We start from the raw sequence: 24,691 nt of genomic DNA, 5'->3' as shown, positions 1-24,691 counted from the left end.
ATAATATTTTTGGAACAAGCAGAAAAAATTGATATTTTAAAACGGTTAGTTGAAATTAATTCGGTCAATGGCAATGAATTGGCTATTTCCAAGTATTTAGCAGGTAAGTTAAAAGAGCACGGGATTGACAGTAAAATTGATTCTTTTGACGATAACCGGGCCAACTTAGTCGCCGAAATTGGCAGTGGCAGTAACAACCAGGTACTCGCCTTTGAAGGTCATCAAGACACGGTTGCTTTGGGGGATGAGTCCAAGTGGGAACATGAACCTTTAAAGTTTACGGTTGATGGCGACAAAGCGTACGGCCGAGGAACTGCCGATATGAAGAGCGGACTTGCGGCTCAATTGATTGCCCTGATTGAACTGACCGAAAGCAATACGCCAATCAGCGGTAAGATTCGTTTCATCGCAACGGCAGGTGAGGAGTATGGAACTCCAGGAGCCAACCGGTTGAACGCTGATGGGATTGCCAAGGATGTAACGGCAATGGTCGTTGGGGAACCCACTGGGGGCCAAGTGATTTTTGCTCATTCTGGAAGCCTTAATTATCAAGTTAAGAGTTTTGGTAAGGCTGTGCATAGCTCAACTCCAGAACAAGGGGTTAATGCGATTAACGGAATTGTTCAGTACGTCAATGCGGAATTACACCTTTTTGATGATGTTGAACAAGATGAATATCTTGGACCTGTGAAGCACAGCGTTACCTTAATCAAAGGTGGAGACCAGGTAAATATTATTCCTGACTATGCTGAAATATATGGAAACATTCGGCCAACTCTGAAATTTCCTAATGAGCAGGTGATTGATAGAATCAAATCTACCATTGCTAAAATCAATCAATCAGGTGATTTTAGATTAGAGTTCTCGCTGATTCATAATTTCCATCCCGTTGAAACGCAGCCGGATGATGAATTTGTCAAATTAGTCGACGCTGCTGCCGAAAATAACTTTACAGATCGAGAAGTTAAACTTTCCATTATCAATGGAGCTACTGATGCTAGCGTATTTATTCAATCAAACCCTAATATGCCGACTGTGATTTTAGGTCCAGATGCGTGGGATAAAGCTCATCAAGTAGATGAATTTACTACTTTAACTAGTTATTTTGAAACGATTGCAACTTATGAAGAAATTGCTAAAAAGTTTTTTAATTAAGATGTTTTGATATTAATGAAAAAACGGAGCTACGATGTCTTTTACATCATAGCTCCGTTATTTTATTATTCTTCAAAAATTTTTCCTGCTTTTGGTCCTGGATCAAGTGTCCAAATCTTTTCAATGGTAATCACCCCAGCTGCTTTAGGGGTGGGATACTTACCTTCAGCCCACTTTACTGCTGCATCATAATACTCACCATCAGTATAGAGTTTGGCGGTTCCACCGAAACGAAAGCCTTTAAGCGCCTTGGCGTTAGCAATAGCAACGATTGCCTTACCGTTAGAGTTGATATTTGCTTGGGTTTGACCACCCGTCATTTCGTTATAAATAAGGTGCTCATCATCTAAAACTCGCATTGAAATCTTGGGACCGACATCTGGATTGCCTTCATTGTCAACGGTCGCAATGTACGATAATTCTCCCAAAATCAAATCTTTCATTGCTTGATTAAGTTTAGCCATTTTGCCATCTCCTTATTTTCAAATCGGAGACATTTTATGACTATTTAATGGTTAGCACAACTAATTTGAATCAAAATGCTTTGGCCCTTCAGACTCAGCTTCATAAGGTCGCTTTTCGTCCGTGGCAATGTAATCAGTGTAAAATTTGATGGTTGCAATCCAGTAGTATGGATAAACCCAGATTCCTAAGATTCCAGCCGTAAATCCAGTAAGAATAAACTAGCCTAAAAAGCTGAGGTCAAAGATAAATAGGAATCCTTTTTTGCCATCCATTCGCTTACGACTTTCGGTAATTGCTTCCATGTAGCCCATTGGGTGACCAGCTTTTACTGAATCTCGATAGATCAAAAGGGCTTGTGAATATGAAAAACTTTTGACGATTCCGGGAATAAATAATAGCAAACTCCATAAAAATGTGAGCACAGTGGTAATAATGGTAATAATAATCCAACCAATGAAGTATTGACCGTTATCAAAAATTGAAAAAGCACGTTGCATCGCGTTTTTGTGCTCTGCATTATCTCTTTGGATATCAATCATGGCAAACATAGCACTGCTTTGCAGCAAACTAGCAATTAGGCCAATCAAGAATGATGAACCAAGCCAACCTGACATAAAACTAGTTGAAACTTCGTTGATATCAGTGTTGTGTAAGTTGGGCCACTGAGCAATTCCGTTGGTTAAGAAATACGCAAGTAGCGCACAAATACATAAAACTAAGTAGAATGAAAAATTAGAATTGAGTTCCTTTTTAGACCATTCTTTAATATTAACTCTGTCCGAACCAGACATAAGACCACTTCCCTTTTAATTATTTAACCGGTACAAGCGTACCAGTGGCGGGGATAATTTACAAGGTGGGAAGTCGGTGTTTTGGTGAAAATCATGGTAAAATTTTCATGTAAACCAAAGTTTATTAATACGGGGGATAAAGGATGAAACTAAAGACAATGATTGCTGTTGGTGCTGGGGTGTTAATCGGGCTTTCTGGTGCGATTTCAACCCAAGCCGCAAAGAAGACAAAAAAGAGCCCTTCAACAACCTTCGATATCGTTCTTAAGTCACGAAATCAGGCAGGATTAACTAATTTTGTCTATGATACTGTTGATAAAAACTCTCCTGATTTTCAAAAGTTTATTAGTCCGAGTCAGTTTGCAGATAAATTTGGACAAACCGATTCAACTGTAAATCAGTTTAGGGATTATTTTAAGAAACATAAAATTACGGTTAGCGCTTATCCCGGAAATGTTGTTTTAAGATTAACTGGGACTAGGGCGGACGTTGCAAAGGCGCTAAAGCCCAAAGTTAATAAAAAGAGTAGTACTAAACAGGTGACTTACAAGCTTCCAAGTCATCTAAAGGATTCAGTAACTGCTGTTGTGGGATTAACTTTGAAACCCACTGCTACCAAAAATCAACACAATATGGATAATTCAAGTCAGAAAGTTGATTTAACAACTGGTCCAGAAAAGTTTTCCAATGAATATGGTCCTGGTAAATTTGCCAACGCTTATCATCTAAATCAGCTATATGATCAACATTTAAATGGTAAGGGGCAACGAATTGGAATTATTGCTACCAGCGCCAACTTTAACGTCAGTGATATCCAAGAATATTGGCAAAAGAATGGAATTAATGCTGATAAGTCACGAATTAACCGCGTTTATGTTCAGGATGGCGCTAAAAAGTCTAAGCAACTAACAGAAATGGGATTACTTCCATCACAAGTTGAGCTTTCTTTAGACATTCAGCAAGCCGGTGGGGTTGCTCCTGGAGCAATTGTTGATACGTACCTGGCAAATTCGGTTAACGAAAATGCCTCAAGCACGGTGCTGTATTTGAATGCATTTACTAAGGCAATTTCAGATAACAACGATAAGCAGCTTTCGACTAGTTTCGCGCCAACAATTGAAGACAAGCAAAGCTGGTTCCCAGGCACTAGTGAGTCGCTGACTCAATACAATAAGGCGCTAAACCTCATTTTCCAACAAGCAGCTGCGCAGGGAACAACAATCTTTAGTGCTAGCGGAGATAATGGTCCTTGGCAAAAACCAATGAAACGTCAAAATCACCTAATCACCAGTTCTCCATACGTCACTGTGGTAGGCGGGACAACACTTCCATATACCAAAGTTGTGAATGGTAAGTACGTCAAAGTGAACAAGGAAAGAGCTTGGGGTGATATCGAGACTGCTTCACAGGCAACCATCAAACGGGGGATTTTCCCAGGTGGTGGCGGTGGTTTTTCAGCAGTTAACGAGACCCCACGCTTTCAACTCGGAGTTCCTGGTGTGAATACGTTTAGAGCGTTAGACATTTTGAAGTACTCTAAGGGTAAGTTTACAATCAATAAGAGCCCAAGTGTCATTATGGGAGAAGGTCACGGGCGAAACCTGCCTGATATTTCTGGAAACGCGGATGCTGAGACTGGTTACGCCACTTACGCCTCTGGTAAAGAGTTATCCGTTGTTAAGGGAAAATTGAACAAAAAGGCCGTTAAGAAATGGGTGATTTCTGGCGGGACTAGCTATACCGCTCCGCAAATGGCTGCAGCCAATGCCATCATGAATAGTGGATTAGGACAGCCGATTGGATTTTTAAACCCACGAATCTATGCTATGGCACAGACTGTTAATTCACCAATGACACCATTGGATGATGCAGACAACAATAACAATCTATACTATACTGGGCAACCAGGAAAAATATATAATCAAGCTACTGGACTGGGAACTGTGAACTTCAACCAGTTGTTTACAAATCTTAAGTAAGTAAAAGACGCAATTGCGTCTTTTTTTACGTTGGGCATTGCATATGAGATTGAGATTTGTTATAAATGCATGGATGTTTTAAAAATAGATGTAAGGGGGATAGAATCAATGAACCAAATTTCGTTAGTTTTAATTTTATTGGCAGCACTTTTTATTCCACTGGCAATGGCAAAATTCAAGGTGACATTTTTACCCACTGCCGTGGTTGAAATTATTGTTGGGGTGATTCTTGGCCCTAGTTTATTTGGAATCATTCAAAATAATCCAACGCTAGATTTGCTAGAAAACGTTGGGGTGATTGTTTTGCTGTTCTTGAGTGGGATGGAGATTGACTTTAGTCTATTCAAGAAACGTAATTCTGATCTGTCTGTATTGGAACAAAAAGAAAGGCAGGATCAGCCCAAGTATTCTGTAGTTTTCTTGGCCATCGTAAGTTACGTTACGATCGTGGTAATGTCGATTCTGTTGGCTTTTACAGTTAAGTTCCTTGGGTTGTTTTCAGATGTATACCTAACGGCGATTTTATTTATGACTGTGTCATTGGGAATCGTAATTGCCGCACTGAAGGAAAAGGAATTACTAAGTAAGCCGTTTGGCCAGGCAATTTTGCTAATTGCTGCTTTAGGAGAAGTAGTCCCCATGGTGGGATTAACATTTTACGCGTCCGCATATAGTCCGGATTCCAAGTCCTTGTGGTTGTTATTACTGATTTTATTGGCAGCCGCATTACTATTTTTACGTTTCAAACGGTTCTTCAAGTTCTTTGACAGAATCAATAAATCAACGACCCAACTTGATGTTCGGTTAGCTTTCTTCATGATCGTCACTTTAGTAACGATTGCTGAATCGGTTGGAGCTGAAGGAATCCTGGGAGCATTCATGGCAGGAATCGTTATTAAGTTACTTGAACCACACGAAGAAACCAAGGTACGGTTGGACTCAATTGGGTATGGCTTTTTCATTCCCATCTTCTTTATCATGAGTGGTGTTGGTCTCAATTTAAGAGAATTGATTGCGAATCCTAAAACGGTGATGCTGATTCCAGTGCTGTTTTTGGGATATGTTTTAAGCAAGATTCTAGTTTATTGGGTACTTCGGCTGAGATTTAAAAACGCTAACTCAATTGCTGGAACATCAATGTCTGTAACAACAATTACGGTTGTTTTGGCAATCCTTCAAGTTGCTAAGCACCTTCACCGAATTACTAATCAACAATCCGGTGCATTCTTGCTAGCAGCTGTGATTACTTGTGTACTGGGACCATTTCTATTCAACAAGCTATATTCTGCTGAGAAGGAAGACCTTAAGAAAACTCGGGTGCACATCATTGGAACCAATCTAACAACGGTTCCGGTTGCCCAACAGTTGTCTAGGGGTTGGTACGACGTAACAATGTATACTGCTAATGATTTAAACTACCGTTCGTTTAACAGTGAAGTTCCAGTCACCTTGCTTGATAACCTGGAAACGGGTTATTTGATGAAACAGGGAGTGTTTGATGCTGAGGTGGTCGTGATTGGGAAAATTAACTCTAAGAAGAATTACGAGATTGCTAAAGCAGCAAAACAATATGGAGTAAGGCGTGTAATAGTACGGTTTGAGGACAGAAACATCCTTAATGAGAAACAGGATAACCTGGCTGATTTGGGGATTGAACTTTACAATACTCCAGATGTTAATATCAGTATGCTGCGGTCGTTGATTGAAACACCGTCGACAATGCAGTTGCTCACGTCAACGAATGCCAGTGTTTACGAAGTTACACTTCGAAACCACAAGTACACGGATATCCAAGTCCGTAATTTACCATTTATTGATCAGGTTACAATTACTCAGATTTTTCGTGAACGTCGATTTATCCGTCCAACCGGCGGGACATCTCTAAAAATAAATGATAGAATCATATTTACTAGTAGTAAGGAAGACGCCCCTAATATTAGGCGGGAACTAGGGAAACTCAATTAAAGATTAATTTTGAAAGGTGATATTATGGCTGAAAGCACAGAAGATTATATTAGGCAACATGCATTTGGAACGCCACAATTAAAGCCCGATGAAAAACGAGCTTTCTTAGGAAACTTTCGTGAGCGGGTTGCGTTAGCACTAACAATTGCTCAGCTGAATAATTCAAAAACTCCAGCAATGGTTACTGATGTTTTAAAGGGGTATCCTGAATACCGAATGTACTTGAATGGCAAGATGGCTGATTCGATGATTAGTCAGTACATGAAATTAGCAATTGAACAAAATTATCAGTTTACGATTTTGGTACAAAATGGGGTGCGAGTTGAGCAGAAAGTTTCAATGAATGATTTTGGTGTGGTGATTGCGTCGCCAACGGATAAGATTAAGAAGCGAGTAACGTTCTAAAAAGGTTCTGTCACAGATGTGACAGAACCTTTTTATATTAGTTGATTGTGGTAGTTGCCTTAATAAATGATTCAATTAATGCATTATCTACTTGGCTAAGTAATCGGTTTTCAGAGTATGCTATGAAAAAAGTCACTTTCATTAAATCATCATCGATTGGGTAGAGATTATAATTTTGACCTTTTGAGATGATATTTTGAGGAACGATCGCAACTCCAACGCCCTGTTGGCTAAGTCTAGAGATTGTAAAAATATTGTTACTTTCGACCACTAGATTTGGTCTAATTGAATATTTGGTAAAAAGATGGTTTAGCTGTTCTCGAATTGCTGAACCATTTGATGTTACTAATAGAGTTTCCTTTAACAATTTATTTAATGGGATGGCACCTGATTGTAGTATTGAATAATCGGGATTAAAAAAAGGCGAACTCTGAGGAATAACAGCATAATAACCACATGATGCTCCAATCTTATAGTTTAAGTCAGGAGGTAATGTCTCTGGATTCTGCCCAATGTAGTAATCAATTTTTCCATTTCTGATATTTTCTTCAGATATTTTTGGTTCGTTTTCCACAATATCTAGGTTGACAGATTTATAATCTGATAAGAAGTTAGGAATAAAAGCCGGAAGAATAGTTGATCCAAGGGTGCTTAGTACACCTATCCTAAAGGAATATGTCTTATCGACAGGAGTTAGATAGCTTAATTTGTTTTTAAAAGTTTGAGCTTCAGATTCCAATTTTTTTAAGTATTCATAGTAGATAGTTCCAGCTTTTGTAAGCTGATAGTTTTTAGAATGGCGATTTATAATTTGTACCCCAAGCTCATCTTCCTGTTTTTTGATCACTTGAGTTAAGTAGGGTTGTGAAATATAAAGTGCCTGCGCTGCTTTTGTAAAGTTATTATATGTGAGAATTTTATCAATGTATTCGAGCATTGTTTTATAGTTTTTCAAAGATATAGCACACCCCTTATCGGTAATAATAACCAGGCTATTGTACAATAGTTTAATGCGTATTTCAAAATTTTATGGAAACGGTTTATTATTGAGCGTAAAGAGATTGTGAAGGGATGAATAATATGAACTATTTAGCAATTGTGGGTTCAAACGCAGATAAATCTACAAATAGAATGCTTTTGAAATATATGCAGAAACATTTTGAAAAGCAGGCAAATATCGAAATATGTGAAATAAAGAACTTTCCTGTGTTTGATGAATCTGATATCACGAATGTACCAGAGCCAATCAAAAAAATGGTTGAATCAATATCATCATCAGATGGAGTTATCATAAGTACTCCGGAATATGATCACTCTATTCCTGCAGCTTTGAAAAGTGTTCTTGAATGGTTGTCGTATGTTTCTGAGTCATTGTATAAAAAGCCGGTTATGATTACCGGTGCATCACATGGTTCATTAGGTTCCTCTCGAGCCCAAAACCACTTACGTCAAATTCTAGATTCTCCAGAAATAAGTGCGAGAGTCATGCCTAGTTCTGAATTCTTATTGGGGCATTCACTTTTGGCATTTGATGATAATGGTTATCTATCAGATGCTAATAAAGTAAAAGAATTAGAAAATGATTTTTCTCAATTTTTACAATTTTCGGATGAGGTAAATCAACTAATGAAAAAGCATCCAGTTAAACGTACGGGACACCAGCTTTGGGAATTAAATAAATAGGAGAAACCATAATGAAGTTAATAGGGATAGTTGGAAGCAACGCAAAGAAATCATATAACCGAACTCTATTAGAGTTCATAAAAAAACATTTTTCTGATTCAGCAACAATTGAATTGTTGGAAGTTAGGAATCTACCACTATTTAATGAATCAGCAAAACAGGATATTCCTGTAATTATGGAATATAACAAAAAAATTCAAGATGCTGATGGCGTTATTATTGCTACACCTGAGCACAACCATTCAATAACCTCGTCTTTGAAGAGTTTGATTGAATGGCTTTCAAATGATGTTCATCCATTTAACGGCAAGCCAGTAATGATAGTTGGCGCATCCTATGATGTGCAGGGTTCATCTCGAGCTCAATTGCACTTGCGCCAAATATTGGATGCTCCAGGTGTGAATGCACAGGTGATGCCAGGACATGAATTTTTACTTGGCCAAGCTCAAAATGCCTTTGATTCAGAAGGAAATATTAAAGACTCGGGTACAATTGACTTTTTAGAGAGCTGTTTTAAAGCCTTTATTCGATTTACCAACGTTATCAATCTGTTAAACGAACCTGAAGATTTAGAGGTTACTCCAGGGAAGTATGATGTGACCGCCATTGGTCATAATGGCAAGATTCCTATGTCAGTTGAGTTTAGTGAAGATAGAATTGAAAATATTGATATTGATACATCTGGTGAAACCAAAGGAATCGCAGATACAGTATTTACAAGAATTCCTGATGAAATTGTAAATGGTCAGACGCTAAATGTTGATGCGGTATCTGGGGCATCGATAACAAGCAATGGGGTTATTGAAGGTGTTGCTAACGCTGTGAAACTTGCAGGTGGCGACCCCGACATTCTAAAGCGACGTCCTAAAGCTAATGAAACAGAAAAAATTGAGCCTAAAGAATACTCAACTGATGTTGTGGTGATTGGTGGTGGGGGTGCTGGGCTAAGTGCGGCCGCAACCGTACTTCAAGAAGGCAAAAATGTAATTCTTTTGGAAAAATTTCCTGCCGTTGGTGGTAATACAATTAGGACTGGTGGTCCGATGAACGCTGCTGATCCAAGCTGGCAAAATAAATTTGATGCAATTCCTGGAGAAAAAACAACATTGCAGGGAATTTTAGAAATTGATGAAGTAAAAATTGATAAAGATTACCTGCCAGACTTTATTTTGCTAAAGAAACAGATAACAAAATATCTCGATGAAACTACGGATGAGAAAGAATTCCTTTTTGATTCTTCACTATTCCATAGAATTCAAACTTATTTGGGTGGAAAGCGAGTCGACCTAAAGGGTAACGAAATATTTGGAAAATATGATTTAGTCAAAGTTCTAACAGATGATGCCTTGGACTCAGTTAAGTGGTTAGAAAAAATCGGGGTTGAATTTGATAATTCGGAAGTTGCAATGCCTGTTGGTGCTAAATGGCGAAGAGGCCATAAGCCATTGAAAAATCAGGGATATGCATATATTTCTGCTCTAAGAGATTTTGTGAACAATAATAATGGACAAATTATCACAGATGCGCCAGTTAAAAAGCTAATTATTGAAAATGGTGAGGTCAAAGGGGTTATTAGTAGAAACTCAAATAACCAAGAGATCATTGTCCATGCAAGTTCAGTAATTTTAGCCTCAGGTGGTTTTGGAGCAAACACAAAGATGTTGCAAAAATACAACACCTACTGGGATAAAATTGATGATGACATTAAGACTTCCAATTCTCCGGCAATTACTGGTGATGGTATTAGATTAGGGGAGAGTGCCGGTGCAGAATTAGTTGGAATGGGATTTACACAAATGATGCCAGTTTCTGACCCTAATACAGGAGAACTTTTCTCAGGACTACAAGTACCGCCCGCTAACTTTGTAATGGTAAATCAAGAAGGAAGACGCTTTGTCAATGAGTATGAAGGACGAGATGTTTTATCAAAAGCGGCAATTGAAAATGGTGGTTTATTTTACTTAATTGCTGATGACAATATCAAGGCAACAGCATATAATACCAATCAGGAAAAAATAGACGCACAAGTTGAAGCTGGAACGCTTTTCAAATCTGATTCGATTGAAGGATTGGCTGCTGAAATAAAAGTTGATCCAAGCATTCTTCGAGAAACTATTGATAAGTATAATTCATATGTAGAATCTGGAAATGACCCCGAATTTGGGAAGAATGTATTTGATTTGAAAGTTGTCAAGCCACCGTTCTACGCAACTCCAAGGAAGCCGGCTATGCATCACACAATGGGCGGATTGAAAATCGATACTAAAACACATGTTATCGGAAAAAGCGGAAAGATAATTCCGCATTTATTCGCTGCAGGAGAGGTAGCGGGGGGAATCCATGCAGGTAATAGGTTGGGTGGAAACTCGTTAACAGACATCTTTACTTTTGGTCGTATAGCTGGAAAGACAGCAGTATCTGAAAATCTTCAAGAAAAATAATTCAAAAAAATTTTGAACACAATAAAAGGCTCTGCCACCATCTGGTGACAGAGCCTTTTTAATCTTATGCTTCCCTTGAAATAATTACTCTACCATCATGACGCTCTTCAAGAATCGAGTGACCCTTTACAACGCCAGCTGCAGAGAATGGCAAAACGTAACCAACTTTGATGCTAAGCTTTTCTTTTGCCATTAAATCCATGATGGTTTGAAGTGCTTCAACATCTGAAACTTCACTGGTAGGAGCGATGTGGTTGAACTGGACATCTTTGTCACTTGATGGTTCATCATGAGCAACGCTAGCAACAATCCCACCTGGTTTTATCATCGCAACATCTTCGTCACTTGAGGCACCGTTCATTGCGGAATTTACAACTAAATCAGCCTTGTCCTTCAACACCTCTGCGGGAGTCTGCTTATCATAAGCAACGTACTGAGTAATCCCTAATGACTTGACGTAATCCTCGTTTTTGCTAGAACCAATGCCAATTACTTCATCTCCAAGCCCCAAGGCGAGCTGAGCGGTTAAAGAACCAACCCCGCCAGATGCACCCTTAACGATGACTGTTTGACCAGGCTTAGCTTTACCAAAGAAATGCAGTCCCTTGTACGCAGTTACCCCGGTCGTGACGATAGCGGCTGCATTTTCGAATGTGACGTTGTCAGGGATGATAACTGTGTTGGCCTCGCTGCTTGTCGCAAATTCTGAGTATGCGTGATGACCATGAGCAACAACGCGATCACCCGGCTTGAACTTAGTGACTGCAGAACCGACTTCCTTAACGATTCCAGCAACGTCACGTCCAGGAATAATTTGCTTAGTAGTTTCGCCGAATAATCCTGCTCTTTGTGAACGTTCGAAATTATTCAAACCAAATGCTTTGGTCTCGATTAAAATATCAGTATCTTTTAATGTTGGGGTGGGCACATCGTATTCTTGGAATACATCTGGTCCACCATTATGATCATATCCAAAAGCCTTCATTGTAAAATCCTCCCCTTTAATTGACTGCATAAATTGTATGGTATTCACTAACCGAATTCAAGAATATTGCCCATCAGACTGGGAATGTAATCGGTTATGTAAAAAGGACAAACCAGTCAATAATTTACTAGTTTGCCCTTAATGACGGCTCAATATTAATTATTCATCTAATAAGTCTTGAAGAGCAGGTTGATCAAATAGGTTTGATGCTTTGTTGTAACCCTCGATTGTTTCCTTATCGAATTGCGTAGGGTCAATTGGCATAAAACTAGTGTCAGCAGGGTCAACATTCTTGACCTTAGCGTCAATTAGAATTGGCTTCTTATTTCCAGACTTTTGAAGTTCATTGATCTTAGCAAACGCATCAGCCAATGACTTTCTGTCAGTAACTTTCAAACCGATTGCGCCCATGCTATCGGCGAATCCAGCCCAGTCAGCACCGATAAAGTTGATTCCGTAAGGCTCTTGTGAGGCCTGAATCTTTTCATGTTGGATGAAGCCGTAAGCCTTATTTTCTAAGACGACGTTGATGATTGGCATGTCATACTGAACTTGAGTTAGCAAGTCTTGCATTACCATTGAGAAACCACCATCACCAGCAATGTTAAATACTTGGCTGTCTGGGAAACTAAGCTTGCCGGCAATTGCTGCGGGAAGTCCGTAGCCCATTGTTCCAAACCAAGCTGACATGGATAACTTCTGGTTCTTGTTAAATGGAAGTTGGCGAATTGACCACATTAGGTTGTTACCTACATCAAGTCCAAACACTGAATCATCAGTTGAATTTTCCTTAATGGCACGAATTACTGCTTCTGGAGCTAAGCCTTCGCTGTCATCATCGGCAACTTTATCTAACCAAGCGTCCCAATTGCGCTTATCTTCTTGAGCAGCTTTAAGGAATGGGGTAGTTGGAACTGCCTCGCCCTTTTGGTTAAGTGCCTGGAAGAACTTCTTGCCATCAGCAAGAACAGCTAAATCAACATCACGTTGCTTTCCAAGGTCAGCAATTGAGTTATTGATTTGAACAAACTTGATACCAGCTGGAAGAAAACGGCTAAATGGGTAGTTAGTTCCGGCCAGGATAATCAAGTCAGCTACTTGAGTTACTTCAAAGGCTGGCTTAGTTCCAAGTCGGCCACGTGAACCCATAAAATTAGGGTGATCAGTAGGCATCACACCAGTGGCTGGTGCCGTTGAAAGGACGGGAACACTGAACTTTTCAGAAAATTCTACGATTTCCTTGCGAGCATCTTTCATTCCAAGACCAGCCCATAAAACTGGGTGCTTGGCGTTTTTAAGTAGTTCATAAACATCACTGACAGCTTTGTCATCAATTACTTCTTCAGCAACTGCGTTAACAACCTCGGCTGACTTAAATGGTTCAAAGTCAATTTCTTCAGCGGAAAGGTTATCTGGGATGATTACGATAGCTGGTGCTTTGTGCTCGTAGGCGTACCGAATAGCTTGGTCCATAATGTAAGGAATTTGCTCTGGATTGGTGGCTTGTTTATGAAAATCAGTTAAATCAGCGAACATTGGGTCTTGATCCATTTCTTGGAAGAAGAATGTGTTCATAATTGGAGTAGCTGATTGACCGATAATTGCAACTACTGGGGCATGATCCATCTTGGCATCGTAAAGACCATTGAAGAGGTGAGTAGCACCAGGGCCAGCTGATCCAAAACTAACCCCAACTTTACCGGTTAATTTTGCATCAGCGGTTGCTGCTAGAGCACCAACTTCTTCGTGACGAACTTGAATATATTTAATTTGATCGCGTTCTTCGTAAAGACCGTCGACAGTATTATTAATTGAATCAGCAGTGATTCCGTAGATATGGTCAACGTCCCAGCTTTCTAAAACTTTTGCTAGTGCTTGACCTGCACGCATTTTTGCCATGATGATCCACTCCTAAAAATTTAAGTTTTTAACTGCTTACTTTTCGTAAGTACAAATAACAATTTACTACCGTTGCTATGAAAATGCAATGGTTTTGTTCACAAAGAATTGAAAAAGTTTTGAAACTAGTGAATTACCAGTGGATTGAGATGAAGTTAGATTGTGAATTTCTAGACTCTCTTTTATTTTTCAATAAAATGATGACATGGTAAACAAAAACTGGAAGAAAGCCCTTACGTTATTGGCAAATGTTTGCTACAATGGGGACATTCTTATTTCATGAAAAGGATTTCACAAATGATAATTAGAACAATCAAACCAGAAGATTATTTTGAAGTGGGGAACTTAATCAAGACAGCTTTTAGCCAAACAAGTCATGGGTATGATGGCGAAGCTGAGCTGGTCGAAGAGATCCGCAAAGATCCACTGTATGACCCTGAATTGGAAATGGTAGTTGAGAGAAACAATGCCATTATTGGCCATGGGTTGATGAGTCGGGTTGATGTTGATGGCACAGTTGGGTTAGCGTTAGCACCACTATCTGTATTTCCAGAATATCAACGTCAATCGGTTGGTCGAAAACTAGTTGCTAAGCTTGAGGAGAAAGCCGTTCAGAGAGGGTACACCTTTTCAACGGTTTTAGGGTGGCCAGAATACTACCAACGATTTAGTTATGTAAAGGCAGCCAATCACAACATTAAGGCACCGTTTAGTGTCCCAGAAGAATATTATATGGTGAAAGAGTTAGTCCCAGGTGGTTTGGATAATGTAACGGGAACGGTACACTATTTGCAAGCATTTGGTGCATAAAGAAAGCCCAGCAAACGCTGGGCTTTTTGATTATGGTTTAATGTATGCAAAACCTTCAAGTTGTTTGGTAGCTAGTTCCACTACACCCACAGGTACGACGGTTAGATTTGGCTGTAGTGAATTGGTTTCAATATTTCGCTGAACTAACGAATTGTTGCAAACGGCGATTGTTATCCCAATATCGGTTAGGGCTGACAAATCAACCTTGCTGTCAGTCACAACATCACTGACGGCCGGACCGTTAACCAACACCTCGATTTTGCCATTATCCGAATTATCCACCATCCATTCGTGCATATGGTTAACGTTGCTAAAAATCATTGGCCACTTTGCGGATTCGTTGATGTGAAAAATTGTATTCATGAAGCACCTCCATTATTTACTTTCTAGACTTCTCACAACCACTAAACTGTGGTATCTTTAACATTAATTAGTGTAACCCATTTATCAATTTTTGGAGGAGATTTTTAATGAAATCAGCTGTACTTGTAATTGATATGACCAACGATTTTTTGACCGGAGCATTGAAGAATGATCGAGCTTTGAAAACAATTCAACCGATTAGTGATTTATTGACTAAGGCTCGTGCTCAAGGGACACCGGTTGTCTACGTTTCTGATGAGCACTACAAAGAAGATCACGAGTTAAAAATCTGGGGTGATCATAGTATGAAGGGCACTTGGGGTGGCCAGATTACTGATGAATTGGCTCCGAAAAGTGGAGACTATTCGTTTGAAAAGCGGACGTACAGCGCATTTTTTGAAACTGGGTTAGACACATTACTCCGCGAATTAAACGTAGATAACGTGATTTTGACTGGGGTAGTCACTAATATTTGTATTCAACATTCTGCTGCAGACGCATGTCTTCGCGGATACGAAATTACTGTCCCAAAGGAGACCACTGAGGCACTCAGTGATGAAGATTATGATTACGCGTTAAACTACATTAAAACAATGTATGGTGCCAAAATCGTCTCTGTAGACGAAGCACTGTAATTAAAGCAAAAAGGATGGAAACTCATAAGTGAGTTTTCATCCTTTTTTTGAAATTACTGGTACAAATAATTTTTGAACTGTACCGTCTGCCCCAAGTTGTTCTAAAGAAAAACTATCGCCAATGGCGTATTCTTTGGACATTCCAACTTCGCCATACATGGCACCGATTTGCTGATCAGCATCTTCACGGTTGCTAATGTTTAAATCAAACTCAGCGTAGTCACCTTCAGGTAGTTCGAATCTGATATTACTAGTACTTGTGGCTGTTCCCAGAATATATAATGAGTCACCTGCATCATTATGGTTTACAGCGAACAGTTGCTGACCACCCGCAGGCTGTTTGAAATTAGCAAACGCTCGCGATTTCTCCGCACTAATGATACTAAGTTCATTGCTAACTGGATTCAGATAGCTTGGATTGACTTCCCGAAATTGTTAGTGAATCTAAGTGAATAATTGAAAGAGACATTTATTCACCTCCTGTAAAAATTAATTATGAAGATTGTAACACTCTTGGTGCTGATCGGTACCATCCAGATTTTAAAGCTGACTATTCGTCATAATCCATTCGGATGATAACCGGATCCTTAGTTAGAAAGTCACCGATTCCAGATAAGAACTTTTGAAAGTGGGGAGTGTTGTTGTGGAATTCAACAGCGTCAGCATCTTTCCAATGCTCAATGATTTCATAATCTGTTTTTGAATCGACATCCTTGTAGTGGTGGTAACTAATGTTGCCAGCTTCGCTACTTGAGCCAGCAACTAGATCGGCAATAAAAGCCTCGTAGGCAGCCTGTTTACCTGGAATTACTGACAGTTCAACGTTGATGACTTTCATAATTAAAACTCCTTTAAAATATATTTACTGTAATTATAATATCGCAATCAAGGTCTAAATATGTAGAAAGTGACTTTGTTTTTAATAATAAAATTTGAAAAACTTTCATTTTTTTATTTACTTTTAATACTAGCCGTGATAGTATTCTATACAATTCGTGAAAAGAGGGATGAAAATGACCAATTCAACATTTAAATTGAACACCATTATTACCCGCGTAATTATTATTATTTAATGCGCGGGCGAATTGATGTGCCCGCAAGCAAGCGGGCAGAATTGGTTATTTAACACCAAGGACTGTCTTAAGGTCCTTGGTGTTTTTTTATTTTTAAGGAGGTGACAAACTTCCCTTAATTATGAATGAGACTGCAATTATTGGTAGAATTTACTGGTTTTGATTGAATAGGAGTGGAGCAAATGGAAGAAACATCAAATACATATTCTTTAACAGAAGCAAAAGTTGCCAAAATGGAACGAGATCCGGTTAAAACTGTCATTATGGCATCTATGATTGGAACCGCAATTGAATTTTTTGACTTTTATGCATACGGTACTGCCGCAGCAACATATTTTCCAAACGTCTTTTTCCCATCAGTAACCCCAACAATCGCAATGATCCTTAGTTTACTGACATTCGGAGTTGCGTTTGTAGCTCGCCCTCTAGGGTCGCTACTATTTGGTCACTTTGGCGATAAGTTAGGTCGTAAGCGGGCATTAGTTGTCTCATTGCTGATGATGGGGTTATCTACAGTTGTCATTGGTTTTCTTCCCGGTTACAGAACTTTGGGAATGACTGCAATTTTACTTCTATGTTTAGCAAGATTTACTCAAGGCATTGGTCTTGGTGGTGAATGGTCAGGGGCCGTTTTAGTTGCCACTGAGAACGCTCCAAAGGGTAAGCGGGCACTATTTGGTTCGTTCACTGAATTGGGTGCTCCAATTGGATTCTTCTTGAGTAATGGTTTATACGTTATTTTGGAAACCGTATTGACTAAATCACAAATGGCAGAATTTGGTTGGCGAGTACCATTCGTTGCTTCAGCCGTTTTGGTTGTGTTTGGTCTTTGGGTTAGAAGAAAGATGCAAGAAACTCCATTATTCCGTTTGGCTCAACAACGGGATAACGTTAAGAAAGCACCTTTAGCACAAGTATTTACTAAGAGCTGGAAACAAATCCTTCAAGGAACATTTGTGATGGCTGTTTCCTACACGTTCTTCTTTCTACTTTCAACTTGGTCATTGAGTTATGGAACTGCCGTACTTGGATTTGATAGTCGTGAATTCTTGATGTTCTTGATGGGATCAATCGTTGTGTTTGCTGGAATGATTGTTTATTCGTCAATGTTGTCAGATAGATTCGGTAGAAGAACAGTGTTGCTTGCAGGAACTGCAGCCATCTTCGTATTCTCGTTTGTATTTCCATTCTTTTTCCAAGGACACCAAAACGTTGTTGGAACTTTATTCTTCTTGGTAGTTGGTTTCTTGGCAATGGGCGTGATCTATGGCCCAGTTGGGGCAATGTTGCCTGAACTCTTCCCAACAAGTACTAGGTATTCAGGTGCTGGAATTGCTTACAATATGTCCGCTATTGTTGGTGCTGCGTTTGCCCCAACTATTGCATCTTGGTTAGTTGGACAATGGGGGATCCACGCAGTTGGTTATTATCTAGGATTTATGAGTTTGGTCTCAATCGTTGCTTTACTTTTGACAAAGGAAACCAAGTCAGTGGATTACACTAAGTAAATATAATTGAAGAAACGCAATCAAGAAATTTCTTGGTTGCGTTTCTTTAGTGTTTGGATAATTGTTGTTGGTTGATTCTTGCCCGAATTCCTTTGAAAATAATTTCAGCCACAAAGAATCCACCTGCTAGTGAAATCGCAATGATCAACGTGTTCATCAAATTGACTTGGGCTGGAGCAATGTTACCTTGGGTAAAATCCTTCATTGCTTCATATATAATTCCCCCAGGAACTAACGATACTAAGCTGGGAATGTAGATCATATTGACCGGAACTTTGAACTTAATTGAAAAACAGTTTCCTAGAATTCCGATTATTAATGCCGCTACCGCATTTGGAAAAAATAAACTGTCCAACTGTGCATTTAGAATTACGTACACAGTCCAGGCCACTGCACCAGTAATTCCACCAGGTAGCAATGAGCGTCTGGGAACGTTGGTAATAATTCCAAAACCCACTGTTGATAAAAAGCTGATTCCAAATTCAACTAGTAATTTCATTTTCCTTACCTCACTAAATAAACGAGTGATGCACCAATAATTACCCCAGAACCAATGGCGACGGCAACTAGGATTGCATCGACCGCCCGAACCAGGCCGGAAATGATTTCACCAGCCATTATTTCTCTGAGGGAATTAGTGATTGCAACCCCAGGTACTAGCGGCATTAACGAACTGACAATCATTTGACCGCTGTCGTGACCAAGACCAAGGAGGACGGCTAAGTTAGCCAAGATTGCAATGGTTATTCCACCGGTGGCTTCTTTTATGTATGGTAAATTGTGTTTTAAACCTATGAAATAGGCGGCAAGATAACCAAAAATTCCAATGAAAAAGGACAACGCAAGATCTCCCCAAGTTGCTTTAAATACCAGCATGGGGGCGACAGAAACCAGGCCGGCACCAAAGATTTTTAGTGGTAGTGAAAAGTCGATCACTTGATTATCAACTTGGGCAATCTGCAACTTCAATTCCTCATAATTTATTTGGCCTTCCGTATATTGACGAGACAATTGGTTAAGTTCATCGACTTTTTGGAGGTTAAATCCACCTAGCCGGGACTTGAACATCATTGTGTTTCCAAGATCATTAATGGAAATAAAAACTGCGGTCATTGTAACGTAGCAAGTTACATTTACACCGGAAGCTTTACCGATGAACTCGACAGTTTGCTCAACACGCGAGGTTTCTGCACCACTAGTTAACATTATTACGCCGACCTTGCCACAGGTATTCATCACATCTTCATCAAATCTATTCAAAAGTTGCCACCACTTTCACGGTTTTTGGTTGAAATAAGTGTTATTGTCTTCTATTTTACATTAAGTAATGCAATTCAGAGATATTAATCGTGGTTTGAAAATTGAATTAGCTAGAAAATTTTAAGTTGCATGGTAAAATACAGTGTATTTTAAAAAACGAGTGAATAGGGTGGAATTATGACATTAGGAATTACAAACTTCAGATCACTTGGCGGATATACATCTGGAGCTAGTACCTTTAAAGCTGACAAGCTTTTCCGAAGTGGCCAGTTAAGTGAGCTTTCTGCAGACCAAACCGAATACCTTGAAAATCAACTTAAAATTAAGCGGATTGTTGACATGCGGGGCGAAGATGAGCGCGCTCAATTTCCTGATACTCAGTGGCCTGGTTCAGATTACCAAGTAATTGATATTCTAAAAGACGCGACAAAAAATAACGCTAGTCTCGGAAAGATGATTACTAATGGTGGTAACGTCTACGACAATATGATGCTGACATATGAGCAATTAGCTGTGAGTGATTCAGCAATCAACGGGTATCGCCAGTTCTTAACTTCTGTTTCTGATGATGATTCCCCGCTTGTGTTCCACTGCTTTGCTGGTAAGGATAGAACTGGAGTTGCAGCCGCATTGATTCTCAAAAGTGTTGGGGTTAGTGAGGAACAGATCTATGCCGACTACTTAAAAACCAACGAGTTGAGAAAGTCTGCCAATGAAGAGATCTTGAAGGGGCTCAAAGACCAAGCTACCTCAGAACAGTTAGAATCAATTTCCGTGGCACTGAATGTAAATGCGGATTATTTAGAGCATTTCTTTGACACGGCTGTCAAACAAGCTGGCGGATTTCAAGATTACCTTTACACAACGTTGAAGTTGGATGAGGGATTCGAGGAACGGATGAGGGAGATGTATTTGAAATAAAAAATAGATTCGGAGTCTTCACCGATGGGGTGAGTCTTCGAATCTATTTTTTAGTTAACAAACTGTTTAATTCCCAATACTAGGTTATAAATAAAGACTCCTAAATCTATCAATAAAATGGCCCCGAGTAGCGCGATAGCAACGAAACCGGTTGACTTATGATTATTGGTAAAGAGTCCCGTGGCACCGACGATAATCAGTCCAACGATTGTTAAAATCACAGGAATCAAGTGTAGAATTGTCGCCCGAATTGCGTGTCTGTTTACATCTTTATCAGAACTTACAATCAGGACGATAATTGGAAATAAAATTGGCGCAAAAAAGATGGAAAGGTACGATAAACCATTAAGAATTTTTTTATCCAATGAAATCACCTCGATGTTGTCTTAATTATAGCTTATCTAGGTGATTATAATGACTAATAAATCATTACTTCTGCTACCAGTAATCCACCACCGAATATCAAAACAAATGCAACCACTGGCCACACGAAACGAACCCAGTGTGAGTAACGCATGTTTAGCATTTGTAAAGTGGCCATAACCAAACCAGTAGGGGCAAGGAATAGCATTGCGTACTGGCCGAATTGGTAGGCGGTAACTACAGCGAACCGGGGAATGTGAACCGTGTCAGCGAGTGGCGCCATAATTGGCATTGATAGTACAGCCAAACCTGATGATGAAGGCACGATAAAACCAAGGAAGAAGAAAATAATTAGCATTACTAAGATGAAGACTGGACCGCTCATTTGCGATACTAAATTAGATGAGTAGTTCAAAATTGTATCTGAAATCATACCTTCGTTTAACACGATATTGATTCCGCGAGCTAGTCCGATAATTAGGGAAACCCCAACCAGACTAGAAGCACCGTTGACAAACGCATCTACCACGCCTTTTTCACCAATTCCATTGGGACCAGTTGCGGTAATCAGCATGATGATAATTGCGAAGGTCAAGAATGATGAGGCCATAGTTGGGAACCACCAACCTTGGGTCATTACGCCCCAGACCATAATTGGAAAAGTGACAACAAACAAAATCAAAATCAATTTTTTTCTGAGTGTAAAGTCAGGATTGTCGTTACTTGCACCGGATGTAACTGACCACATTTTATTGAATTCTTCGTGATCATCGTATGAATAAGATGCGGTTGGGTCAGCTTTAATTTTTTTACTGTACCAATATAGGTAACAAATTACGAAAATTGCGGCAACTACACACCCGAAAATCCGCCAGTCAAGTCCTTGTGTGAAGTCAATTCCGGCAGAGTTTGATGCGATAACGACCGAAAATGGATTGATGGTTGAAAAACACGTTCCGATTGAACTTGCCAAGAAAATTGCTCCCACGGAGACTATCGAATCGTATCCCATCGCTATGAAAATCGGCACTAAAATTGGGTAGAAGGCAACGGCTTCCTCTTCAATTCCGCAAAGCGTTCCTCCCAGTACCATTAATACTGCGACCAAAAAAATCAACATAAATTCATGTCCCTTTGTCTTCTTGGTCAGTGCCATTAATCCAGATTCGAAGGCACCACTCGCTTTAACCACTCCAATCAAACCACCAAGAACTAGAATGAATACCATAATATCAACGGCTTCAATCGTTCCTCGAACCATGTCATTGGTGATTGCTCCTGGACCAGCAGGGTGCTGTTTCAATCGCTCATATGTATTTGGAATTGAAACGGCTTGGTTGATCCCGCCAGATTTGAACTGTTCAATGTCAATTTTGACACCAAGTTTATCCAGTTCTTTTTGTGTGGCAGGCACCTGCTCAACTTTACCCGAAGGCTGAGTAATTTGTAAGTGTGAGTGTGTGTATTCAAGCTTTGAATAACTCCCGGCAGGAATAATCCAGGTTGCAGCAACTGCAACGATGGTTAGGATAAATAAAATGACAAAAGCGCCGGGCATTCTTAACTTGAAATGTCTCTTTTTCTTCATTGGTGACTCCCCCTAAAATGTAAATTAAACTTGTGAAAACAAGCTCATTACAAGTGTACAATTATATACGAACAGTAACAAGGCAAACTTGTAAACGTTTTCACAAATGACGGAATCCGGCATAGTTTGTGTCAAAATTTTCACAAATTTCATTTATTTTCATAACGTTGTACAATTAAAAACTGGAGGGGATATTTTGAAACGTAATTTATTAAAGATCGCACTTGTATCACTAAGTGCATTTTCAGTTTTGGGAGTTGCTGGACTAGCCGCACAACATACTGAGGCTGCAATTAACTGGATGAAACCGTCACAGACTAAGGCATATCCAACTTGGCCAAAAATGGCCAACCCATGGGTATATGTCAGCACTAAAAACCAAAAAGTCTATATTCATGGTAACTCAAAGGTTCAATACACTATGTACTGCTCGACAGGAACAAAGTCTTCACCGACACCTAAGGGCACATACCACATCCAACAGGAACGGGGACTATCTTTTTATAATCCATTTTCTAATGAAGGCGCTCGTTATTGGGTGTCATGGAAGGGACATGGAATCTATTTATTCCATTCAGTCCCAATCAATAAGTTAGGAACTTACTTGCCATCTGAGGCTAAGTATTTAGGCAAGAAGCCGCACTCACATGGTTGTATTAGACTGTCAGTTGCTGATGCTAAGTGGATGTACAAAACGATTCCTTACGGCACAAAAATTGTAATTAAGTAAGCAAAAACCGACCGGTAACGGTCGGTTTTTTTATTATTTCGATTGTTTTGCAACAAAATAGTGGATTTGCGCAATGAATGTGTTCTTTTAAACGCTTACAATGAGTTTGAATAAAAAATCCTCATATTTTTGGAGGATTATAGATTGGAGATTTTGATACGTGAAAATTAATAGTGAACCATTAACAATTATTTCGGCCGGTCAATCTAATATTGACGGGAGGGTCCCAGTTAAAGATATGCCTAACCCGATAAAGCTCCCAATTTCTGGTTGTCATTATTGTAGTAATTACACTCCAAATCATGAAGAGGGCGTTTTTCAAGACAAGATTGAGCAATCTGATTTGTCGGCGGACCGATTTGGATTTGACCTGGTTACATACTACTATCTTACACAAGTTGCTAAACGCGAATTGTACGTAATGAAGTGCTCAGAAGGCGGAACATCAATTGCCCCAACTGGTGAAGGAGGTAGTAACCCAAGACCTGATGAGAAAATTGGGCATGATCACTGGACAACTGAAATAGATAAGTTGAAGTCCCCAGACCATTCGCTATTGCTACAATTTAAACAAATCATTGAATCATGCATGAATGCAACCGATAATCAATTGACTGTCAACGCAATGCTCTGGCATCAAGGAGAGGGCGATCGTGCTGATTTTTCACAGGAAGCTGCAGATAACTACTATGATAACTTGAAGGCGGTTTTTAAGGCCTGTCGGAAGTTTGCAAATCAACCTGATTTACCAATATTTACTGGAACCATAAGCCATCATTCGACCCAGTATGACCCCAAAGTAGAAGCTGGCTTACTCAAATTAGCAAAGGAAGATTCTAATCTTCATGTAATTGATTTGCACGAAGAAAATTTGTTAGATAATTTCCACTTTAATGCCCAATCGACGCTGTTTTTTGGTCAGGCAATATATAATGAAATGATTGGCCAAGGAATTCTTGATGCACCAACTTTAGCACTAAAGAATTATCGAACTTACTAATTGATTGTTGTATTGGTTTTTGACTTCAATTTATCACCGTTGAACGTAAGGTTAACAGCACCACCGTCTTTATTGATTACGTATGTTAGCTGTTTGGCACTAACTTTGCCTGTACCAATCAGGGATTCAGCGTTTGGAGTTCCCAATCTAGAAACCACCTGATGATAATTTGTACCGTTTTGAATTGAGTTTAACCTTGCTGAATTAACGAGCTTGGCATTGTCTTTTTGGGCGGCATAACCTTTACCGATGACTTTACCATTTAAAAATTGAACACTTACTGATGCTGCATTGAATGATACCGCTGTATTTCCCCAAGTGTACCTAATAGCAGTTTTTTTGGTTCCGGGAACTGTGACCTTTGATTTTGATGCGGGATTGCCCATCCAATTTGTAACTTGGGTTGCCGTTGAACCACCATTACCAGTTTGATAAGCTCCCACCTTAATATTTTGATAGTTTTTTAAGGTAACGTAATCGCTGCTATCAACTCCAGTTGTTTGGTTAACGGCGGGTTTGTCATTCTTAGATGGGGTGGCGTTGTTAGCACCACACGCAGCAAGCACGATTCCCATTGTGACTGTCAAAAAGAGTGAAAATAGTTTGTGCATTGTCAGTCCTCCAGTAAAAAAGTTTATGATTAATATTTTAGCGAAGTCATTGCAAAAATGC

Annotated in this window: 24 protein-coding genes; 12 read left to right on the top strand and 12 right to left on the bottom strand. The window is 39.5% G+C overall.

The genetic code is table 11. From position 1 onward, the window contains the following. Nucleotides 1-9: 9 nt before the first annotated feature. Complete coding sequence (locus tag PL11_RS00215; protein WP_035166833.1) at nt 10-1,155, top strand: ArgE/DapE family deacylase; 1,146 nt, start codon at nt 10-12, stop codon at nt 1,153-1,155. Nucleotides 1,156-1,220: 65 nt separating this feature from the next. On the opposite strand, the gene PL11_RS00210 is transcribed toward PL11_RS00215, so the two are convergent. Continuing rightward, nucleotides 1,221-1,619: a pyridoxamine 5'-phosphate oxidase family protein gene (locus tag PL11_RS00210; protein ID WP_035166834.1), complete on the bottom strand. Its 399-nt coding sequence runs from the start codon at nt 1,617-1,619 to the stop codon at nt 1,221-1,223. Nucleotides 1,620-1,838: 219 nt separating this feature from the next. Continuing rightward, complete coding sequence (locus PL11_RS00205; protein WP_078256874.1) at nt 1,839-2,411, bottom strand: DUF975 family protein; 573 nt, start codon at nt 2,409-2,411, stop codon at nt 1,839-1,841. Between the two features lie 143 nt (nt 2,412-2,554). Here PL11_RS00205 and PL11_RS00200 point away from each other — a divergent pair, with 143 nt between their 5' ends. The 3 genes from PL11_RS00200 to PL11_RS00190 all read left to right on the top strand — a co-directional run bounded on the left by PL11_RS00200 (nt 2,555) and on the right by PL11_RS00190 (nt 6,760). Beyond that, entirely contained in the window at nt 2,555-4,390 is a 1,836-nt protein-coding gene (locus tag PL11_RS00200) for a S53 family peptidase (RefSeq protein WP_035166837.1), read from the top strand. Between the two features lie 108 nt (nt 4,391-4,498). Then, nucleotides 4,499-6,355 (top strand): cation:proton antiporter family protein, encoded by a 1,857-nt coding sequence (locus PL11_RS00195; protein ID WP_035166839.1) that lies wholly within the window; start codon nt 4,499-4,501, stop codon nt 6,353-6,355. A 24-nt stretch (nt 6,356-6,379) separates the two neighbouring features. Continuing rightward, nucleotides 6,380-6,760: a YueI family protein gene (locus tag PL11_RS00190; RefSeq protein WP_035166841.1), complete on the top strand. Its 381-nt coding sequence runs from the start codon at nt 6,380-6,382 to the stop codon at nt 6,758-6,760. Nucleotides 6,761-6,797: 37 nt separating this feature from the next. Here the strand turns inward: PL11_RS00190 and PL11_RS00185 are convergent, their stop codons facing one another. After that, nucleotides 6,798-7,715 (bottom strand): LysR family transcriptional regulator, encoded by a 918-nt coding sequence (locus tag PL11_RS00185; RefSeq protein WP_078256873.1) that lies wholly within the window; start codon nt 7,713-7,715, stop codon nt 6,798-6,800. 125 nt (nt 7,716-7,840) lie between these two features. Here PL11_RS00185 and PL11_RS00180 point away from each other — a divergent pair, with 125 nt between their 5' ends. After that, on the top strand, nt 7,841-8,443 hold the full coding sequence (locus PL11_RS00180) for an NADPH-dependent FMN reductase (protein WP_035166842.1): 603 nt from the start codon (nt 7,841-7,843) through the stop codon (nt 8,441-8,443). An 11-nt stretch (nt 8,444-8,454) separates the two neighbouring features. Then, the gene (locus PL11_RS00175) at nt 8,455-10,884 is read left to right on the top strand and encodes a flavocytochrome c (protein WP_035166843.1); all 2,430 of its coding nucleotides are present in this window, start codon (nt 8,455-8,457) and stop codon (nt 10,882-10,884) included. Nucleotides 10,885-10,948: 64 nt separating this feature from the next. Here PL11_RS00175 and PL11_RS00170 read toward each other — a convergent pair whose 3' ends face one another. Together PL11_RS00170 and PL11_RS00165 are read right to left on the bottom strand one after the other, a co-directional pair. Next, on the bottom strand, nt 10,949-11,869 hold the full coding sequence (locus tag PL11_RS00170) for an NADP-dependent oxidoreductase (RefSeq protein WP_035166844.1): 921 nt from the start codon (nt 11,867-11,869) through the stop codon (nt 10,949-10,951). A gap of 159 nt (nt 11,870-12,028) precedes the next feature. Continuing rightward, complete coding sequence (locus PL11_RS00165; protein ID WP_035166845.1) at nt 12,029-13,768, bottom strand: thiamine pyrophosphate-dependent enzyme; 1,740 nt, start codon at nt 13,766-13,768, stop codon at nt 12,029-12,031. Between the two features lie 279 nt (nt 13,769-14,047). Here PL11_RS00165 and PL11_RS00160 point away from each other — a divergent pair, with 279 nt between their 5' ends. Next, a complete protein-coding gene (locus tag PL11_RS00160; protein WP_237047496.1) occupies nt 14,048-14,578 on the top strand; it encodes a GNAT family N-acetyltransferase in 531 nt (176 codons plus the stop codon). A 30-nt stretch (nt 14,579-14,608) separates the two neighbouring features. Here PL11_RS00160 and PL11_RS00155 read toward each other — a convergent pair whose 3' ends face one another. Next, nucleotides 14,609-14,941, bottom strand: a complete 333-nt coding sequence (locus tag PL11_RS00155; protein WP_035166846.1) for a DsrE family protein — start codon at nt 14,939-14,941, stop codon at nt 14,609-14,611. A 107-nt stretch (nt 14,942-15,048) separates the two neighbouring features. Here PL11_RS00155 and PL11_RS00150 point away from each other — a divergent pair, with 107 nt between their 5' ends. Next, a complete protein-coding gene (locus PL11_RS00150; protein ID WP_035166848.1) occupies nt 15,049-15,576 on the top strand; it encodes a cysteine hydrolase family protein in 528 nt (175 codons plus the stop codon). A gap of 550 nt (nt 15,577-16,126) precedes the next feature. Here the strand turns inward: PL11_RS00150 and PL11_RS00145 are convergent. Continuing rightward, nucleotides 16,127-16,414 (bottom strand): putative quinol monooxygenase, encoded by a 288-nt coding sequence (locus tag PL11_RS00145; protein ID WP_035166850.1) that lies wholly within the window; start codon nt 16,412-16,414, stop codon nt 16,127-16,129. A 417-nt stretch (nt 16,415-16,831) separates the two neighbouring features. On the opposite strand from PL11_RS00145, the gene PL11_RS00140 reads away from it, so the two are divergent. Further along, nucleotides 16,832-18,157 (top strand): MFS transporter, encoded by a 1,326-nt coding sequence (locus PL11_RS00140; RefSeq protein WP_035166851.1) that lies wholly within the window; start codon nt 16,832-16,834, stop codon nt 18,155-18,157. A gap of 46 nt (nt 18,158-18,203) precedes the next feature. Here the strand turns inward: PL11_RS00140 and PL11_RS00135 are convergent, their stop codons facing one another. Next, nucleotides 18,204-18,656, bottom strand: a complete 453-nt coding sequence (locus tag PL11_RS00135) for a threonine/serine exporter family protein (RefSeq protein WP_035166852.1) — start codon at nt 18,654-18,656, stop codon at nt 18,204-18,206. 5 nt (nt 18,657-18,661) lie between these two features. After that, entirely contained in the window at nt 18,662-19,393 is a 732-nt protein-coding gene (locus tag PL11_RS00130; RefSeq protein WP_035167658.1) for a threonine/serine exporter family protein, read from the bottom strand. A gap of 201 nt (nt 19,394-19,594) precedes the next feature. Here PL11_RS00130 and PL11_RS00125 point away from each other — a divergent pair, with 201 nt between their 5' ends. Further along, the gene (locus PL11_RS00125) at nt 19,595-20,338 is read left to right on the top strand and encodes a tyrosine-protein phosphatase (protein WP_035166853.1); all 744 of its coding nucleotides are present in this window, start codon (nt 19,595-19,597) and stop codon (nt 20,336-20,338) included. Between the two features lie 50 nt (nt 20,339-20,388). Here PL11_RS00125 and PL11_RS00120 read toward each other — a convergent pair whose 3' ends face one another. Together PL11_RS00120 and PL11_RS00115 are read right to left on the bottom strand one after the other, a co-directional pair. After that, nucleotides 20,389-20,703, bottom strand: a complete 315-nt coding sequence (locus PL11_RS00120; protein WP_035166854.1) for a hypothetical protein — start codon at nt 20,701-20,703, stop codon at nt 20,389-20,391. Between the two features lie 53 nt (nt 20,704-20,756). Further along, complete coding sequence (locus PL11_RS00115; RefSeq protein ID WP_035166855.1) at nt 20,757-22,289, bottom strand: YfcC family protein; 1,533 nt, start codon at nt 22,287-22,289, stop codon at nt 20,757-20,759. A 196-nt stretch (nt 22,290-22,485) separates the two neighbouring features. Here PL11_RS00115 and PL11_RS00110 point away from each other — a divergent pair, with 196 nt between their 5' ends. Both PL11_RS00110 and PL11_RS00105 read left to right on the top strand, forming a co-directional pair. Beyond that, nucleotides 22,486-23,019: a L,D-transpeptidase gene (locus PL11_RS00110; RefSeq protein WP_035166856.1), complete on the top strand. Its 534-nt coding sequence runs from the start codon at nt 22,486-22,488 to the stop codon at nt 23,017-23,019. A 160-nt stretch (nt 23,020-23,179) separates the two neighbouring features. Continuing rightward, the gene (locus PL11_RS00105; protein WP_035166857.1) at nt 23,180-24,019 is read left to right on the top strand and encodes a sialate O-acetylesterase; all 840 of its coding nucleotides are present in this window, start codon (nt 23,180-23,182) and stop codon (nt 24,017-24,019) included. Here PL11_RS00105 and PL11_RS00100 read toward each other — a convergent pair. Continuing rightward, entirely contained in the window at nt 24,016-24,630 is a 615-nt protein-coding gene (locus tag PL11_RS00100) for a DUF3862 domain-containing protein (protein ID WP_035166858.1), read from the bottom strand. The genes PL11_RS00105 and PL11_RS00100 overlap by 4 nt on opposite strands. Between the last annotated feature and the right edge of the window lie 61 nt (nt 24,631-24,691).

It is taken from the genome of Lentilactobacillus curieae (assembly GCF_000785105.2).
In the GTDB taxonomy this organism is placed as follows: domain Bacteria; phylum Bacillota; class Bacilli; order Lactobacillales; family Lactobacillaceae; genus Lentilactobacillus; species Lentilactobacillus curieae.
The sequence above is the reverse complement of the archived record's forward strand: the minus strand, read 5'-3'. Positions and strand labels throughout refer to the sequence as shown.

Excerpts from the sequence above, each read along its gene's own strand:
- PL11_RS00140 (WP_035166851.1), top strand. The coding sequence starts at position 16,832 with ATGGAAGAAACATCAAATACATATTCTTTAACAGAAGCAAAAGTTGCC.
- PL11_RS00190 (WP_035166841.1), top strand. The coding sequence starts at position 6,380 with ATGGCTGAAAGCACAGAAGATTATATTAGGCAACATGCATTTGGAACG.
- PL11_RS00200 (WP_035166837.1), top strand. The coding sequence starts at position 2,555 with ATGAAACTAAAGACAATGATTGCTGTTGGTGCTGGGGTGTTAATCGGG.
- PL11_RS00165 (WP_035166845.1), bottom strand. The coding sequence starts at position 13,768 with ATGGCAAAAATGCGTGCAGGTCAAGCACTAGCAAAAGTTTTAGAAAGC.
- PL11_RS00130 (WP_035167658.1), bottom strand. The coding sequence starts at position 19,393 with ATGAATACCTGTGGCAAGGTCGGCGTAATAATGTTAACTAGTGGTGCA.
- PL11_RS00155 (WP_035166846.1), bottom strand. The coding sequence starts at position 14,941 with ATGAATACAATTTTTCACATCAACGAATCCGCAAAGTGGCCAATGATT.
- PL11_RS00145 (WP_035166850.1), bottom strand. The coding sequence starts at position 16,414 with ATGAAAGTCATCAACGTTGAACTGTCAGTAATTCCAGGTAAACAGGCT.
- PL11_RS00115 (WP_035166855.1), bottom strand. The coding sequence starts at position 22,289 with ATGAAGAAAAAGAGACATTTCAAGTTAAGAATGCCCGGCGCTTTTGTC.
- PL11_RS00170 (WP_035166844.1), bottom strand. The coding sequence starts at position 11,869 with ATGAAGGCTTTTGGATATGATCATAATGGTGGACCAGATGTATTCCAA.
- PL11_RS00180 (WP_035166842.1), top strand. The coding sequence starts at position 7,841 with ATGAACTATTTAGCAATTGTGGGTTCAAACGCAGATAAATCTACAAAT.
- PL11_RS00100 (WP_035166858.1), bottom strand. The coding sequence starts at position 24,630 with ATGCACAAACTATTTTCACTCTTTTTGACAGTCACAATGGGAATCGTG.
- PL11_RS00125 (WP_035166853.1), top strand. The coding sequence starts at position 19,595 with ATGACATTAGGAATTACAAACTTCAGATCACTTGGCGGATATACATCT.
- PL11_RS00135 (WP_035166852.1), bottom strand. The coding sequence starts at position 18,656 with ATGAAATTACTAGTTGAATTTGGAATCAGCTTTTTATCAACAGTGGGT.
- PL11_RS00195 (WP_035166839.1), top strand. The coding sequence starts at position 4,499 with ATGAACCAAATTTCGTTAGTTTTAATTTTATTGGCAGCACTTTTTATT.
- PL11_RS00205 (WP_078256874.1), bottom strand. The coding sequence starts at position 2,411 with ATGTCTGGTTCGGACAGAGTTAATATTAAAGAATGGTCTAAAAAGGAA.
- PL11_RS00175 (WP_035166843.1), top strand. The coding sequence starts at position 8,455 with ATGAAGTTAATAGGGATAGTTGGAAGCAACGCAAAGAAATCATATAAC.
- PL11_RS00210 (WP_035166834.1), bottom strand. The coding sequence starts at position 1,619 with ATGGCTAAACTTAATCAAGCAATGAAAGATTTGATTTTGGGAGAATTA.
- PL11_RS00160 (WP_237047496.1), top strand. The coding sequence starts at position 14,048 with ATGAAAAGGATTTCACAAATGATAATTAGAACAATCAAACCAGAAGAT.
- PL11_RS00150 (WP_035166848.1), top strand. The coding sequence starts at position 15,049 with ATGAAATCAGCTGTACTTGTAATTGATATGACCAACGATTTTTTGACC.